This window comes from Burkholderia aenigmatica (assembly GCF_902499175.1).
GTDB lineage: Bacteria > Pseudomonadota > Gammaproteobacteria > Burkholderiales > Burkholderiaceae > Burkholderia > Burkholderia aenigmatica.
Window position 1 is genome coordinate 1 of the sequence record NZ_CABVQC010000042.1, and the last position, 15,188, is coordinate 15,188.

Below are 15,188 nucleotides of genomic sequence, written 5' to 3' on the forward strand. Positions count from 1 at the left end.
TCCTGCTGACGGCCCGCGCTGTGCACGCCCGCGCGCTGCCATTCGTCGCCGAGCTTCGTGGCCATCGCGGCCAGCGAATCGTTCCATGCCGACAGGCGCTCTTCGTCGCGCGCAGCCAGTTGCGTCTGCAAGCCCGTGTGCGACTCGCGGATCGTCGACAGCAGATCGTTCGAGCGTTGTTCGAAGGTCGACGCCTGTGCCGTGAGGTCACGCGTCGTGTGTGCGAGTGCGTCGCAGATGTCCTGCTGACGGCCCGCGCTGTGCACGCCCGCGCGTTGCCATTCGTCGCCGAGCTTCGCCGCCATCGCCGCGAGCGAGTCGTGCCATGCGGTGAGGCGCTGTTCGTCGCGCGCCGCCAGGTCGGTCTGCAGCCCCGCGTGCGACTCGCGCATCGCGGCAAGCGTCGCGCCCGAATGGCGTTCGAACGTCGCGGCGGCCTCGCCCAGCGCGCGCGCATGCTGGCCGGCCAGCGTCTCGCCGACCTGCTCCTGGCGCGACAACGCATCGCGCCATGCGTCCGACAGGCGGCTTTCAGTCGATTCGAGGCGCGTCGCCACGCCGTCGAGCAGATCCGTCGAACGCTGCGTGAACGTGTCGGTGAACTGGCCGAGCGTCGTCTGCAGCTGCTGCGCGACGGCATCGCCCGCGCGGCGCTGTTCGTCGAGCGCGCGGTTCCAGACGGCCGTCACGTTGCCGGTGGTCTTCTCGAAGCCGTCCGTCAGCCCGTCGAGCTGACGCTGCACGGCGCCAGTCACGGTGTCGCGCAACGCGGCCATCTCCTGCGCGAGCCCCGTCATCGTCGCGGCGACGACCGGCTGCAGCGCGGCACCCGCCACGCGCGCGCTTTCGACGGCGCTTTCCTTCAGCGCGTCGCCAACATTCGACGCAAGGCCCGCATACGCGCGCTCGGTCCGCTCAAAAAACGCCTGCTGGCTTTCGATCTGGCGATCGTGCAGCGCGACGCTGCGCGCCTCGAGCGTCGTCATCATCGTCTGCAGCCGGTCGACCAGCGCCGGCATCACGTCAGCCTGGCGCTGCAGCAGCCGGAACGATTCGTCGCGCTGGTGCGCGGACGAATGCACGCGCAACGTCGTCGCGATCTTCGCGTCGAGCTGCTGGGCCGCGTCGATCCGTTCGCGGCGCACGAGCGCGGACAGCAGCCCGAGCATCGCGGACGTCGCGACGCCGGCGATCGACGTGCCGAACGCGAACCCGAGGCCCTTCACCGGCGCGATCAGCGACGCGCGGATCGCGTCGAGATCGGTCGCGCTTTCGAGCGCGGCGCCCGTGCCCTTCAGCGTGACGACCATCCCGAGCAGCGTGCCGAGCATGCCGAGCAGCACGAGCAGGCCGACGAGGTAAGGCGTGAGCGACGGGCCCGGCAGCGCGACGCGCGCGCCTTCGACCCGCGCACGCACCGCGCTGCGCAGGCCCGGGTGCAGCGCGTCGAGCCACGTGTCGAGCTTCGCGGGCGGCTCGGTGAGGCCGGCGACCGCGCGCGACAGCGTCGCGGTGGCCTGCCGGTAGCGCAGCAGCTCCCATGCGCCGGCGACATAGCACGCGGCAATCAGCAGCGTGACGGCCGACGCCAGCGGGTTCGACGCGACATAGCCGACGCCGATCCAGCCCACAGCGAGCAGACCGGCGACGAAGACAACGAGATCAAGGCGAATTCTGGACATAGCGTGTTGATTAGCTGGTGCGAAGGGCCGCGAGCAGCCCGTCTACCGTTTGAAACCGGACTTCGAGTTCGGCAAGCAGGATGCTTTGCATCTCGTCGCGAAACGTATCGAGCCATGCGCCGGGCACGATCGCCGCAACGGCCGTGCCGTCGGCCACCACCGCGCCGTCATAGGCCGGGGTGGCTGCGGCAGCGGATTCGGCGGCAGCGGCAGCGGATTCGGCATCGGCCAGCGCCTGCCGCTCCGCGTCGCGCAGCCGCCCGAAACGCGTGCCGAGCAGCGCGGGGATGGCCGACAGCAGGCTGCGCTCGCGCGCGCCGAGTACGCGCTCCATGATCGCGTCGAGCGTCGCGAGCCGCGCCATCCCGGACGAGCGCGCGGTGACCGCGACCCGCAGGCGGCCACGCAACTGGCCGATCGCCGTTTCCATGTCCTGCTGCAGGGACAGGTAACGCTGGCGGAAGTCCGCGAAATCGGCCGTGTCGGCGCCTGGCGGCGGCGGATCGCCGGGCCGGCGCCGCGCACGCGGCCGGTTGGTGGCCGTGATCGCCTGCGCGAGCTCGTGGCGCACGCGCGCGAAGTCGCGCTCCGCGTCGTAGCCGCGCACGCCGGCCGCGACGCCGGGCGGGCTCGCGTTCAGCGCGGACGACAGCGTGATCGCGTCGGTCCAGCCGAGCCACTGGCTCAGCCGGTCGGACAGCGTCTGCCGGGATTCCGCGACGTCGGCATCGGCCAGGCGCGCGAGCAGCCGGACGAGCGTCGGTCCGCTCAGCGCCGGGCGCGGAGGTGCTTGCACCATGCTGCAAACCGTCAAAAAAGGCAGCAGTTTACACGTCGCCGGGAGGTCGGCCGCCAGAATCGGGGAAGCGGCGCCGTTCGGTGCGGCGCGCAACATACGCGAACGCCCGCCGCGCAAGGCTTGGCGGGCGACCGGGGGCTGCCGCGGCGACGGTCCTGCCGCACCCTTGCCCTCGCCCTTGCCCTCGCCCTTGCCCTTGCCCTTGCCCTTGCCCTTGCCCTTGCCCTCGCCCTTGCCCTCGCCCTCGCCCTCGCCCTCGCCCTCGCCCTCGCCCTCGCCCTCGCCCTCGCCCTCGCCCTCGCCCTCGCCCTCGCCCGCAGCAGTGTCGCCCGCCGATCGCGAATATCCTCCGACGATACCTGCCGCGTTGCGCTACCATCGCAGCACCCGTCGAGCCACGCGTGCCGGCCGCGGGCTGCGCCGCCGAGACCGGGCGCCACCGACCCACAACGACAACAGACGGGCCCGTCCCGACCGCCTACGATGCTTGCCAATCTCGTCACGCGCCTGCGCGACCGTTTCGGCAAACCGCCGACCCCGCGGGCTTTCGCCGAACGTCTGATCGCCGCGCTGCACGCATCGGGCGACACACGCACCTGGCGCCACGAGGACGAGAAGGGCTGTCTCGTCCAGTCGGATGCCCCGTCGAACATCATCAACCTGAACAATCTGTTCCGCGACTACGCGGCCGCGAAGCCGTCCGAACGGGACACCGTGCTGAAGCGCCAGGCGAACGCGATGATGCAGCACGAGATCCCGGCGGATTTCGCCGCCGCGCGCGCCAGGCTGCGCCCCGTGATCCGCAGCGCGGCCGAACGCTGCGTGACCGCGCTGCAAACGGCCGGGCAGTTCGGCATCACGGAGCTGGCGTTCCGGCCGCTGTGCGAGAACATCGAGATCGGCATCGCGTACGACGGCGAGTTCAACATCGCGCGCCTGCCGACCGCGACGCTCGACCAATGGGGCGTCTCGTTCGACGACACATGCGACATCGCGATCGACAACCTGCGGGCCGCATCGTCGAAGCCATGGGCCGCGCTGCCGAACGGGGTATTCCTGTCGCAATTCGACGACTCCTACGACGCGGCGCGGCTGCTGCTGACCGACCTGCTCCACCGGCAGCCGATCGCCGGCGCGCCGGTCGTGATGGCACCGAACCGAGCGGTGCTGCTGCTCACCGGCGACCGCAATCCGGCCGGGCTCGCCGCCATGGTCGACCTTGCCGAACAGGCGCAGGCGCAGCCGCGCCCGCTACCGCCGCTGATGCTGCGCTGGGACGGCGCCGCCTGGCGGCGCTTCGTGCCGGAAGGGCTCGAATCGAAACTCCACGCGCTGCGCATCGGCGAGCTCGCGGGCGACTACCAGGATCAGCGGATGCTGCTCAACGACCTGCATGAGCGCGACGGCACCGACATCTTCGTGGCGACCTACTCGGTATACAAGCGCCAGGACGGCAGCCTGTTCAGCATCGGCGTGTGGAGCGACGGCGTGCCGTCCCTGCTGCCCGAGACGGATATCGTCGCGCTCCATCGCGCGTCGACCGGACAGTCGGCCTACGTGCCGATGGCCGAGTTGCTGCGCACGTGCGGCGACCTGATGACGGCCACCGGGCATCACCCGGTGCGGTATGAAGTGAAGGAATTTCCGGACGACACGCGGTTCGCGGCGCTGCTGGAGCGGTTCAGCGAAGCCTGATGCCGATGCGCGTACGCGCGGTGCGCGCCAGCAGCCAGCCACGGGAATGGCCGGCCGCCGTGCAATGCAGATCGGGAATGGAAGCGGTCAGATCCCCGCTTTCGGCGCGTTCAGGATCAATCGCAACCCGAGCAGCGTGATCGCGCCGGCCGCGACGCGGTCGACCCACTTCTTCGCGCGCAGGTAAAGCTCGCGCGGCCGGCGCGTGGAAAAGCACAGCGCGACGATCGTGTACCAGCCGAACTCGACGCCGAACACGAGCGGCGGCAGCGCCAGATAGCACCACAGCGGCGGATGCTGCGGGAGCAGCGCCGCGAAGATGCTGCCGTACCAGATCGCCGTCTTCGGGTTGCTGAGCTGGGTCGTGAGGCCCGTCCAGAACGACTTGCGCGCGCTGCCTTCGGCCATCGCCTGCGGATCGTCCATCGCGATCGGCCGGTCGGCGCCGCGCCAGATCTTCGACGCCATGTAGATCAGGTACGCGCCGCCCGCCACCTTGAGGCCCACGTACAGCCATTCGACCGCCTGCAGCAGCGTATAGAGCCCGGCCAGCGCGACGCCGCCGAACACGATGCCGCCGATGCCCATGCCGAGCGCGGTGGCCAGCCCGTCGCGGCGCGACAGCCCGATCGAATTGCGGGCAACCAGCACGAAGCTCGGGCCCGGAATCATCGCGCCGAGAAACAGCGCAGCCAGGATGGCGAGTACGGCAGCCGATGCAGTCATCGAAGTCTCCTTGTTGAGCGACGCCGAATCGCCGACGCCTGCGCGTCGTTTCCGACGGTCGAGCCGCTGATTCTGGCACGCTTCGCGCATGGCCGAAAGCCGCCTTGCGCTGCTATGCTGGCCCTCTTTCCCGTCATTCGCGCAGCCACCCATGATCGAGATCCGCGCCGCCCGTCGCGTTCAATCCGATGCCGGGCACCGAATTTCTCGGGCGGGATCGGTCGGTAGCCCCGCGCGCTCGGCACCCCCTTCCTCCTTTCGACCGGACACCCCGTCATGCGCGTTTCCCGACTGCCCTTCGTGCTCCTCCCGCTGCTCGCCGCGTTGTCGCTCGACGCCCGCGCCGGCGACCTGCCGAAATCGATCGCCGCGCAATTGCCCGCCTGCTACCAGCCGCTGCTCGCGCAGGCCGGGCCGGATCTCGACAACGGGCGGCACAGCTTTCTCGTGGTCGTGCATCGGGCGGTTGATACTCGCGAGCAGCCGTCGCCGCGTCCGTTGCTGATCTTCGAGGAACAACCGGATCACGCGTTCCGGCTCGTCGCGCGCAACGACCAGGTCGTGCTGCGCGCGAACGAAGGCGGCCAGTGCGACCCGTTCGATCCCGAAGATGCCGCCGACAACGGCTTTGCCGTAAAAGGCCGCTATTTCACCGTGCAGAACTTCGTCGCGTGCGGGCAGCACTGGAGCGACTACGTGACGTTCCGCTACGACTCGCACACGCACGGGTGGCTATTTTCGAACCGGATCGTCACCGAATCGTTTCCGCTCGACGACCAGCCCGACCACGTCACCGTCACGCGCGCCGACGCGCACCGGCCGGTGTCGTTCAGTCAGTGGCAACGCAAGGACTGACGCGGCCGGGGCAACGCGACGCGACCGGTTGCATCGCACGCCGGCCGGTGCGGGCACGACCCGACGCCGTCATACCCCGCTTCAGCCGCCCTGCCCGCACTCGCGAGCGCAGGCCAACAGGGCTACCATAGGCGCTCGCCGTCGCGCGACCGTGCGCCGGCATCGCACGCGGCTCGCCCGCACGCGTTCCCTCGCTGCACCCGCACAGGAGGACGTCATGACGCAACACTTCGACGCGATCGTCATCGGCACCGGGCAGGCCGGGCCGCCACTCGCCGCGCGGCTGTCCGCCGCCGGGATGAAGGTCGCGATCATCGAGCGCGGCCGCTTCGGCGGCACCTGCGTGAACACCGGCTGCATTCCGACCAAGACGCTGATCGCGAGCGCATACGCCGCGCAGCTCGCGCGACGCGCCGGCGAATACGGCGTGTCGGTCGGCCCCGTCACCGTCGACATGAAAGCCGTGAAGGCGCGCAAGGACCAGATCTCCGGCCGCTCGAACCACGGCGTCGAGCAATGGGTGCGCGGCCTCGCGAACACGACCGTGTTTCAGGGGCACGCCCGGTTCGAGCGCGCCGATGCGGTGCGCGTGGGCGACGCACTGCTCGAAGCGGAACGCATCTTCATCAACGTCGGCGGGCGCGCACAGGTGCCGGCCATGCCGGGCCTCGACTCGGTGTCGTACCTGACCAACTCGACGATGATGGACGTCGACTTCCTGCCCGAGCATCTCGTGATCGTCGGCGGCAGCTATGTCGGGCTCGAATTCGGCCAGATGTATCGCCGCTTCGGGTCGCGGGTCACGATCGTCGAGAAGGGCGAGCGCCTGATCCGCCGCGAGGACGAGGACGTGTCGCAGGCCGTGCGCGAGATTCTCGAAAACGAAGGGATCGACGTGCAGCTCGATGCGACCTGCCTGAGCGCACGGCGCGACGGCGACGGCATCGCGGTCGGCCTCGACTGCGCGGGCGGCGGCCGCGAGGTCGCGGGCTCGCACCTGCTGCTCGCGGTCGGACGCGTGCCGAACACCGACGATCTCGGGCTCGACCGTGCGGGCGTCGCGATCGACGCACGCGGCTATATCGAGGTCGACGAGCAGTTGCGCACCAACGTGCCCGGCATCTGGGCGCTCGGCGACTGCAACGGGCGCGGCGCGTTCACGCACACCGCGTACAACGACTACGAAATCGTCGCGGCCAACCTGCTCGACGGCGATCCGCGCAAGGTGTCCGACCGCATCACCGCGTACGCGATGTATATCGATCCGCCGCTCGGCCGCGTCGGCATGACGCTCGCGGAAGCGAAGCAGACGGGCCGCCGGCTGCTCGTCGGCACGCGCCCGATGACGCGCGTCGGCCGCGCGGTGGAAAAAGGCGAGAGCCAGGGTTTCATGAAGGTGATCGTCGACGCGGACAGCCATGCGATCCTCGGCGCGTCGATCCTCGGCGTGACGGGCGACGAAGTCGTGCACGGGATGCTCGACGTGATGGCCGCGGGTGCGCCGTACACGACGATCAGCCGCGCGATGCACATCCACCCGACGGTGTCGGAGCTCGTGCCGACGCTGCTGCAGGATCTGCATCCGGTGGAATGACGCGCGGCCCGCATGGGTGTCATGCGGGCCGCGGGCGTGCCTGTCGTCAGCGACGGCACGCCCCCCAACCGCCCGCTCAGCCTTCGAAATACCGCGGCCGGTCGATATCGGCCAGCAGCCCCGGCTGCGTCGGCGCCCAGTCGAGCGATGCACGCGTGCGCGCGCTCGTTGCGGGCGCATCCATCCCCGCGAACATCGCGAACCAGCCGAAGTGTTCGCCGGCTTCAGCCGCCGTTTTCGCGACGACCGGCACGTTCAGCCGCCGGCCGATCACGTCCGCAATGTCGCGGAACCGCACGCCCGTATCGTCGACCGCGTGATAGCGCGCGCCGGCCGCACCGCGTTCGACCGCGAGCCGGTACACACGCGCCGCATCGAGCCGGTGCACGGCCGGCCAGCGGTTGTCGCCCTCGCCGAGATAGGCCGATGCGCCCTTCTCCCGCGCGAATGCAATCAGGCGCGGCACGAAGCCGTGATCGCCGTCGCCGTGCACGGACGGCGGCAGACGCACGACCGACGCGTGCACGCCGCGCGCTTCCAGCGCGACCGCGGTCGCTTCGGACGCGCGCGGATAGGCCGACGACACCGGCACGTGCGGATCGTCTTCCGTCGCCGCGCGTCCGGGTGCGACGAGCGCGAGCCCCGACGTGACGACCAGCGGCCGCGCCGAGCCCGCGAGCGCCGCACCGATCGTCTCGATCGCGCGACGATCGAGCTCGCAGTTCTGCGCGAAGCGCGAGAAGTCGTGATTGAATCCCGTATGGATCACCGCATCGGCGGCTTCGGCGCCGCGCGTGAGGCTGTCGAGATCCTCCAGCGACCCGCGAAGGACGTCGGCGCCAGCCGCCGCGACCGACTCGGCGGCCGCATCGGACCGCGCAAGGCCGAGCACCGAGTGCCCGGCGGCAACGAGTTCGGCCACGACGGCCGAGCCGACGAACCCCGACGCTCCAGTAACAAAGACACGCATGTTCAACCCCTCCGGATGGCATGGAGGCTTACTATCTGTCGACCGCCGCGCACGGTGAAGTCGTGACGGTTTACCGGTAAACGAACTAACAGGCTATGCCAGACGCCCCCGACAACCTGCTCGGCGCGTACCTGCGGGACCGCCGCGAGAAACTCGACCCGGCCGCGCTCGGGCTGCCGGCCACGCGCCGCCGCACGCCGGGCCTGCGGCGCGAGGAAGTCGCGCAGCGCGCGCACGTGAGCACCGCGTGGTACACGTGGCTCGAACAGGGGCGCGGCGGCGCGCCGTCGGCCGACGTGCTCGACCGGCTCGCCCGCGCGCTGCTGCTGAACGACGCCGAGCGCGAGCACCTGTTCCTGATCGGCCTCGGCCACCTGCCGGAAGTGCGCTATCACGCGACCGACCATGTGTCGCCGCGCGTGCAGCACGTGCTCGATTCGCTCGAGGCGAGCCCCGCGATCGTGCGCTCGTCGACGTGGGACGTCGTCGCGTGGAACGACGCGGCGGCCGCGACGCTGACCGACTACACGACGCTGCCGCCGGAACGGCGCAACATCCTGCGGCTCATCTTCGTCGATCCGCACGTGCGCGGCGTGCAGGCGAACTGGGCGCGCGTCGCGCGGTTCGCGGTGGGCGCGTTTCGCGCCGACGTCGCGCGCGGCGGCGCGACGCAGGCCGTGCAGGCGTTCGTCGACGAGATGCGCGCGACGAGCGCCGAGTTCGACGCGCTGTGGCGCGACCACGATGTCCGCTCGCACGAAGAAGGGACCAAGGAGCTCCACCATCCCGCAGTCGGGCGAATCGCACTCGAATACTCGGCGTTCGCGGTGAGCGGCCGGCCCGACCAGACGCTCGTGATCTTTACGCCGGAAACGGCGGCCGATCGCGCGCTGGTCCGGACGCTGGTGGCCGCACGCGAGCAAGCCCGGGCCGAGCAGATACCCGTCGCATGACGGTGCGCGTTTCGTCTGACAAACGCGCCGTCGCGCGGTATCGTCCGCCGCCGCCGGCCGCCCCCCTCCGTCCCCGTCGCCCCGTGCGAACCCATCGCATTCCGCACTGATTCCCAGTCGAATATTTAATTTTCACCTGGCGTAGCGCGCGCTTACCCTTTCGGCATCGCATCACAGGGCCACCGGCCCCTCCCTGGAGCATCCCGATGTCCGAACCCGGCACCGCGCAAGCCGTCCACCGCCCGCATGCGGCTTCCGTGTCCTATGACGCGCTCGCGCTGCTGGTGCTGACCGGCCTCAACCTGCGCCCGTTCCTGACCGCCTTCGGCCCCGTGCTCGACGTCGTGCGCGCCGACACGGGCCTCGGCTTTCGCGCGGCCGCGCTGCTGACCACGCTGCCGTTCGTGCTGATGGGTGTCGTCGCCGGGATCGGCGTCGGGCTCGCGCGGCGCGTCGGCGAGCAGCGCGCGCTGACCGTCGCGCTGGCGCTGATCGCGGCCGGCTGCACGGCGCGCCTGTGGACCGGCGGCAGCGCGGGCCTGATCGCGACCGCGATCGTCGCGGGTGCCGGCGTCGCCGTGGTCCAGGCGCTCGTGCCCGGCCTCGCGAAGCGCTGGTTCGTCGACCGGCTGCCGCTCGCGATGGGCCTCTATTCGGCCGCGCTGGTCGGCGGCGGCGCCTTCGGCGCGGTCGCGAGCCCGTGGCTCGCCGCGCACGGCGGCTGGCATCTGTCGCTCGCCGTGTGGGCCGTGCCCGCGCTCGTCACGCTCGCACTGTGGCGCGCGAAGGCACCGCGCGACGCCGTGCACGCAACGGCCGTGTCGGCGCCGATCCTCGCGTTCGCCCGCATTCCGCGCGCGTGGCAGCTCGCGCTGTTCTTCGGGCTCAGCAACAGCGGCTACGCCAGCCTCGTCGCGTGGCTGCCCGCGTTCTACCGCAGCATCGGGATGAGTCCGCAAGCGAGCGGCAACCTGCTCGCGTGGATGGCGCTGTTCCAGGCGACCGGCGCGCTCGCGATGCCGATGCTCGCGAAGCGTTCGCCCGACCGCCGCGCCGTGCTGTGGCTCACGCTCGCACTGCAGGCGGCCGGCTTCGCCGGGTTCGCGACGCTGCCCGCAATCGCGCCGTGGCTGTGGGTCGCGAGCGTCGGCCTCGGTCTCGGCGGCTTCTTCTCGATGAGCTTGATCGTCACGCTCGACCACCTGCCCGATGCGCGGCTCGCAGGCGCGCTCGCCGCGTTCGTGCAGGGCATCGGCTTCCTGACCGTCGCGGCGAGCCCCTGGCTGATCGGCTGGCTGCGCGACACGGGCGGCGGCTTCGCGATCGCGTGGTGGATGCATCTCGGCGTGATCGCCGCGATGGCCACGCTGAACACCGCGTTTTCGCCTGCCGGCTACCGGCACAGCATGGCGCGCATCACCGGCGCCGCCCGCTAACGCTCCCTTTCGAATCCGGACTTTTCGCCGGCAGCTTCCGGCGCACAGTCCAGCCGCCCGCGTATGGCCGGGCGCGGGTAGTCACGCCCGACGGCCGCTGATTCGCATTACGACCAACCACATCGATCGAAGATCGAAAATCAAAAATGGAGACAGTCATGAAAAAGCTCGTTCTGGCCGTTGCGCTCGCGCTGACGGCTAGCGTCGCCGCCGCGAAGGATCCGGCGGTCCTGCGCCTCGGCGTCGACCCCAGCTATGCGCCGTTCGAATCGCTCGCGCCCGACGGCAAGCTCGTCGGCTTCGACATCGATCTCGGCAACGCGATCTGCGAACGGATGAAGGTGCGCTGCGTGTGGGTCGAGAACGCATTCGACGGGATGATCCCGGCGCTGAAGGCGCGCAAGTTCGACGGCGTGCTGTCGTCGATGAGCGTGACCGAGAAGCGCCTCGCGCAGATCGCGTTCACGGACAAGATCAACAACGTGCCGCCCCGGCTCGTCGCGCGGCGCGGCGCGAACCTGCAGCCGACGCCCGAATCGCTGCAGGGCAAGAGCGTCGGCGTCGAGCAGGGTTCGACGCAGGAGACGTATGCGCGCACGTACTGGGAGCCGAAGGGCGTGGTCGTCCGCACGTACCAGACGCAGGATCTCGTCTACCAGGACCTGCTGTCGGGGCGGCTCGACGCATCGCTGCAATCGTCGGTGCAGGCCGACCTCGGTTTCCTGAAAACGCCGAAGGGGGCGAACTTCGAATTCGCCGGGCCGCCGCTGCATGACCCGAAGACGCTCGGCGTGGGTTCGGCGATCGGCATGCGCAAGGATGACGACGCGCTGCGTACGCAGATCAACCAGGCGCTTGCGAGCCTGATCCAGGACGGGACGTACCAGCGGATCGCGAAGAAGTATTTCTCGTTCGATATCTACAACTGACGGACGAAAGCGGAAAACGCGAAGGGGCGTCGTGCGCGAATGCACGACGCCCCTTCTTCACTTTCTCGACTTGTCGACGCCGATCGTCAGGCGGCTTTTTCGTAGGACAAACGGCGCGCCGGCAATCCGTGCTCGCGATACGAAGCCATCCCGCACGGCGGGCCTAACCGTTCGTACTTCGATTTCCTAAACTGTTTGGAGGAGTTCACGATCCGCTGTCTCGCAGCGTCCCCACTGCCGGATCGCGCACAGGATCGGTCCCGGGAGAAAACACGATGCGAACGCGCTGCCTTGTTGCCGGATTCATCGGATCCGGCCTCCTTCTATGCGGCTGCACGCCCCCCATCGGTCAGCAAGCCGCTTCCGCACGAGCACCGCTGGAATATGTGCAGGCCGCCGACCAGTACACGATCCCCGTACCGCTCGCCCCGGCCGTCAAAGCCGGCAATCTTCTGTTCGTTTCGGGCATTCCCGCTTATGACCGGAACGGCAAGCTCGCCGTCGGCGACTTCAGCCGACAGATGAATCAGGCGATGGAGAACGTCACGGGCATCCTCAAGGCCGCGGGCACGGGATGGGATCGCGTGGTGAAGGTGGACGTGATGCTGGTGCGGCGTGAAGACTTCAAGGAGATGAACCGCATTTACGCGGGATACTTCCAGGCCGGGAAATTCCCGGCCCGAAGTACCGCTATCGTGGCGTCATTGCCGAATCCGGACTTCCTCGTGGAAATCGACTGTATCGCCGTACTGGACAAGCGATGACACATGTCGCGAACGATCGCGACATGCACGGGCTGTCAGCATCGAATGGGGTGACTATGCCGCTCGCTGCAACAGGTCGGTGGCGAACGACTTCGCGTGCGCGACGGCTTCCTGTTCGTCGCCGAATACACCGAGCTGATCCCAGTGCTCTTCGGCCGCGTACGTTCCTCTCACGGCGAGCGCCCGCTGAACGCTCAACTGCGCCGCGTATTGGCCATCCTCCAGCGGTCGAGCCGTCGCAACGACCTTATGCGGAGGGCTGGCTCGCTCCGGCTGAACCAGCTCGACAGCGCCGCCGGCCCCGTCGACATGCATCAACTCGTTCCTGGCTTTGCAGTCCGGGCAGTAGAAGCACCAGCCCCCGTCCTCTTGATGGGGCCTGACCTGCCCACGCGCGAGCACGGCGCGGCATTCAACGTTTTCGCAGATGAACGGCATGGCAGTCTCCGAAGTTATTTGTCGGAAATCCTAGCATGTCCGTCGGCGGTCAACCACCGGCATCCGCATGAATGCAGTGCGGGTGATCAAGGTCGAGCGCAAAAGCCCTTTGCACGCCGCGCACGCAGGTCAACCAGACGATCGCAAACCTCTCGTCACCCGGGATAAACTGTCTGCCCGACCGACGAACCGAACCCTCCTCCATGTTGATCCGCGTTGCCACCCTGTCCGATGCCATCCCGCTTGCCGAACTGAAGCGCGACACGTTTCGCGAAACCTTTCTGCACGACGGATTCGGCATCGACTACCCGCCGAATGATCTGGCTGCGTACGAGGCCGCGACCTACTCGGTCGAAACGATCACGGGCCAGCTCAACGATCCCGAGTGTCGCACGTGGGTCGCCGAAAGCGACGACGGCCAGCTGGTGGGGTATGCACAAGCGGGGCCGTGCAAGCTCCCGCACCCGGAAGTCGCCGACGGTTCGGGCGAGATCCATCAGATCTACCTTCGGCGGGGAACGCAAGGGACCGGCGCCGGGCGCGCCTTGTTCGACACCGCACTGGACTATCTGGCGACGGAACGCCCCGGCCCGATCTGGCTCGGCGTGTGGTCGGGCAACGCGAAGGCCATCGCCTTCTATGAGAAGGCCGGTTTCCAGCGCGTCGGCACGTACGATTTCAAGGTCGGCGACGCGACCGATCTGGAATTCATCTACCGCCGCGACGCCACGGATGAACCAGCCGCCGCCATTGGCGCATCGCGACCGATCGGGTTATCTTGAATTTATGCAGCTCAATCTGATTCCCGTCGCGAGCACGATTACAACGACGACCATCGGCAACGGTGGGTCGTCCGGGATGCGCACGCGGTAAGGTAATCTTCGCAGCTGCATGTCAACAGGGCCCCGCCGGCAGACGACGGGGCTCGTTGCGTTTACCGCGCCTCGCTTTTCCGGCATCACGTCACATCAGCGAGGAGTCGCCATGAACGAAGTCGATCATCAAGACCGGAGCAACGAAGACGAGGTGCTGCTCGTCATCTCGATCCAGACCCGGCCCGGAAAGCGTCACGAGCAGATTGCCGCGTATGAACACCTCGCGCCCGTCGTTCGGGCGGAACCGGGGTGTCTTCAGTACGACCTTCATCCCGTCGCCGGCGACGAGAACCGGTTCGTGCTGATCGAGCGCTGGGCGTCGGCGGCGGCGCTGGCCGCTCACGATGCGACGCCGCATATGATCGCCAACGATGCACGCAGCCCGGGATTCAGGGCGGCACCGGCGACGGTGGTGCGGTTGATGCCCGAGAGCGTCGCATAGGCGGAAACGGGTTCGTCGCGGATGTCCGGGGGCGCATTGCATTTTCCCGTGTTCGGCCGTGAAGGGCCGTTCGCGTGTTCATGCCGAGCGCCCCCGGCCGGACGAACAACGGCCCTTCGGTGCGTGGCGTTCGAATCTCGCCGCGCCCCGGAAGATCAGGTGTACCCGGATGTGGTCAGGAAGGATCGGCGCATCCTCAGCGACTGCGCGGATAAGGCGCTGGCGTCATGCGCGGATCGTCGGCGGGCATGTCGACACCCAGCAAGGACAGCAGCGGTGCGTCAAAGCAATGTTGCGGGAAGAAGTGATTGAAATAGGCGACGTCCTCGCGTCGGTCCGCCCTCTCGAACATGGCTTCGATCGGCCCCCAATAGTATTGCCAGGACAGCCGGTCCATCTCGCGCTGTCGATCGCCCGGAAGCGCATCGTTCGCCATCGTGGTCAGCCCGTCGTGCGTGAATCGATAGACGCGCCAGAACCCGTCGCTCAGGAAATTCGGCGCACTCGGCGAGAACGCGACATAGTCCGCGCCGACTTCATCCCGATACCCTGCAATGCGGGCCAATGCCTGAAAGGACGGGACGCCGGCCATGCTGTCCGGATCGCGTAGTTCAAGCTGATACAAATAGAACAGCGTCTCCGTGGCTTCGTCATACCGGATCACCAGCTTGTTGCCGGGATGGTGATACCACCCGGTCGCCGGATCCACGAACCCGCCATGACTGTCTGGCTGCAGCCCCGGCTTCCTGCCCAGGATGCATCGAACATCGTCGATCAGTGCATCACCCCAGTCGGCATAGAACTGGTTCAGCCGTGTCTTGCCGATCGATACAGCAGCATAGATGCCTACCGGCTCCATGTGTTTGCTCCGTCAACGTTGGCCCAAATCATCACCGCCCTCGCCGATTGCGGCCTTCAGGCCGACTGGATCCGGGATGGTCATGTGTTCCGGATGTCGGCTGCGTCGCGGCAGGAAACGTGTCGTGGCGTCGAACCGCGCGACTGGACCACGCTCTGTCGGTCGTGAAGA

General features: G+C 68.5%; 15 protein-coding genes. 9 read left to right on the forward strand and 6 right to left on the reverse strand.

What is annotated here, in order from left to right; all coding sequences use genetic code 11:
- On the reverse strand, positions 1 to 1,682 hold a 1,682-nt coding region (locus BDO18943_RS26290; protein WP_175024637.1), incomplete at its 3' end, for a DUF802 domain-containing protein.
- 10 nt (positions 1,683 to 1,692) lie between these two features.
- Entirely contained in the window at positions 1,693 to 2,481 is a 789-nt protein-coding gene (locus tag BDO18943_RS26295; protein ID WP_175024638.1) for a DUF3348 domain-containing protein, read from the reverse strand.
- Between the two features lie 483 nt (positions 2,482 to 2,964).
- On the opposite strand from BDO18943_RS26295, the gene BDO18943_RS26300 reads away from it, so the two are divergent.
- Positions 2,965 to 4,176: a hypothetical protein gene (locus BDO18943_RS26300; protein ID WP_175024639.1), complete on the forward strand. Its 1,212-nt coding sequence runs from the start codon at positions 2,965 to 2,967 to the stop codon at positions 4,174 to 4,176.
- Positions 4,177 to 4,263: 87 nt separating this feature from the next.
- On the opposite strand, the gene BDO18943_RS26305 is transcribed toward BDO18943_RS26300, so the two are convergent.
- Positions 4,264 to 4,902 (reverse strand): LysE family translocator, encoded by a 639-nt coding sequence (locus tag BDO18943_RS26305; protein ID WP_175024640.1) that lies wholly within the window; start codon positions 4,900 to 4,902, stop codon positions 4,264 to 4,266.
- A 276-nt stretch (positions 4,903 to 5,178) separates the two neighbouring features.
- Here BDO18943_RS26305 and BDO18943_RS26310 point away from each other — a divergent pair, with 276 nt between their 5' ends.
- On the forward strand, positions 5,179 to 5,757 hold the full coding sequence (locus BDO18943_RS26310; RefSeq protein WP_175024641.1) for a hypothetical protein: 579 nt from the start codon (positions 5,179 to 5,181) through the stop codon (positions 5,755 to 5,757).
- A 217-nt stretch (positions 5,758 to 5,974) separates the two neighbouring features.
- Complete coding sequence (locus BDO18943_RS26315; protein WP_175024642.1) at positions 5,975 to 7,351, forward strand: FAD-containing oxidoreductase; 1,377 nt, start codon at positions 5,975 to 5,977, stop codon at positions 7,349 to 7,351.
- A 76-nt stretch (positions 7,352 to 7,427) separates the two neighbouring features.
- Here the strand turns inward: BDO18943_RS26315 and BDO18943_RS26320 are convergent, their stop codons facing one another.
- On the reverse strand, positions 7,428 to 8,321 hold the full coding sequence (locus BDO18943_RS26320; protein ID WP_089453587.1) for an SDR family oxidoreductase: 894 nt from the start codon (positions 8,319 to 8,321) through the stop codon (positions 7,428 to 7,430).
- Positions 8,322 to 8,416: 95 nt separating this feature from the next.
- On the opposite strand from BDO18943_RS26320, the gene BDO18943_RS26325 reads away from it, so the two are divergent.
- The 4 genes from BDO18943_RS26325 to BDO18943_RS26340 all read left to right on the forward strand — a co-directional run bounded on the left by BDO18943_RS26325 (position 8,417) and on the right by BDO18943_RS26340 (position 12,403).
- A complete protein-coding gene (locus tag BDO18943_RS26325) occupies positions 8,417 to 9,274 on the forward strand; it encodes a helix-turn-helix transcriptional regulator (protein WP_175024643.1) in 858 nt (285 codons plus the stop codon).
- A 206-nt stretch (positions 9,275 to 9,480) separates the two neighbouring features.
- Positions 9,481 to 10,710, forward strand: a complete 1,230-nt coding sequence (locus BDO18943_RS26330; RefSeq protein ID WP_175024644.1) for a cyanate transporter — start codon at positions 9,481 to 9,483, stop codon at positions 10,708 to 10,710.
- A 158-nt stretch (positions 10,711 to 10,868) separates the two neighbouring features.
- Entirely contained in the window at positions 10,869 to 11,639 is a 771-nt protein-coding gene (locus tag BDO18943_RS26335; RefSeq protein ID WP_175024645.1) for an ABC transporter substrate-binding protein, read from the forward strand.
- 275 nt (positions 11,640 to 11,914) lie between these two features.
- Entirely contained in the window at positions 11,915 to 12,403 is a 489-nt protein-coding gene (locus BDO18943_RS26340) for a RidA family protein (protein WP_175024646.1), read from the forward strand.
- Between the two features lie 54 nt (positions 12,404 to 12,457).
- On the opposite strand, the gene BDO18943_RS26345 is transcribed toward BDO18943_RS26340, so the two are convergent.
- A complete protein-coding gene (locus BDO18943_RS26345) occupies positions 12,458 to 12,841 on the reverse strand; it encodes a hypothetical protein (RefSeq protein ID WP_175024647.1) in 384 nt (127 codons plus the stop codon).
- A gap of 203 nt (positions 12,842 to 13,044) precedes the next feature.
- On the opposite strand from BDO18943_RS26345, the gene BDO18943_RS26350 reads away from it, so the two are divergent.
- Together BDO18943_RS26350 and BDO18943_RS26355 are read left to right on the forward strand one after the other, a co-directional pair.
- Positions 13,045 to 13,623, forward strand: coding sequence for a GNAT family N-acetyltransferase (locus tag BDO18943_RS26350; protein ID WP_175024648.1), 579 nt, complete (start codon positions 13,045 to 13,047; stop codon positions 13,621 to 13,623).
- Positions 13,624 to 13,825: 202 nt separating this feature from the next.
- The gene (locus tag BDO18943_RS26355; RefSeq protein WP_175024649.1) at positions 13,826 to 14,158 is read left to right on the forward strand and encodes a putative quinol monooxygenase; all 333 of its coding nucleotides are present in this window, start codon (positions 13,826 to 13,828) and stop codon (positions 14,156 to 14,158) included.
- Between the two features lie 196 nt (positions 14,159 to 14,354).
- Here BDO18943_RS26355 and BDO18943_RS26360 read toward each other — a convergent pair whose 3' ends face one another.
- Entirely contained in the window at positions 14,355 to 15,017 is a 663-nt protein-coding gene (locus BDO18943_RS26360) for a hypothetical protein (protein WP_175024650.1), read from the reverse strand.
- Between the last annotated feature and the right edge of the window lie 171 nt (positions 15,018 to 15,188).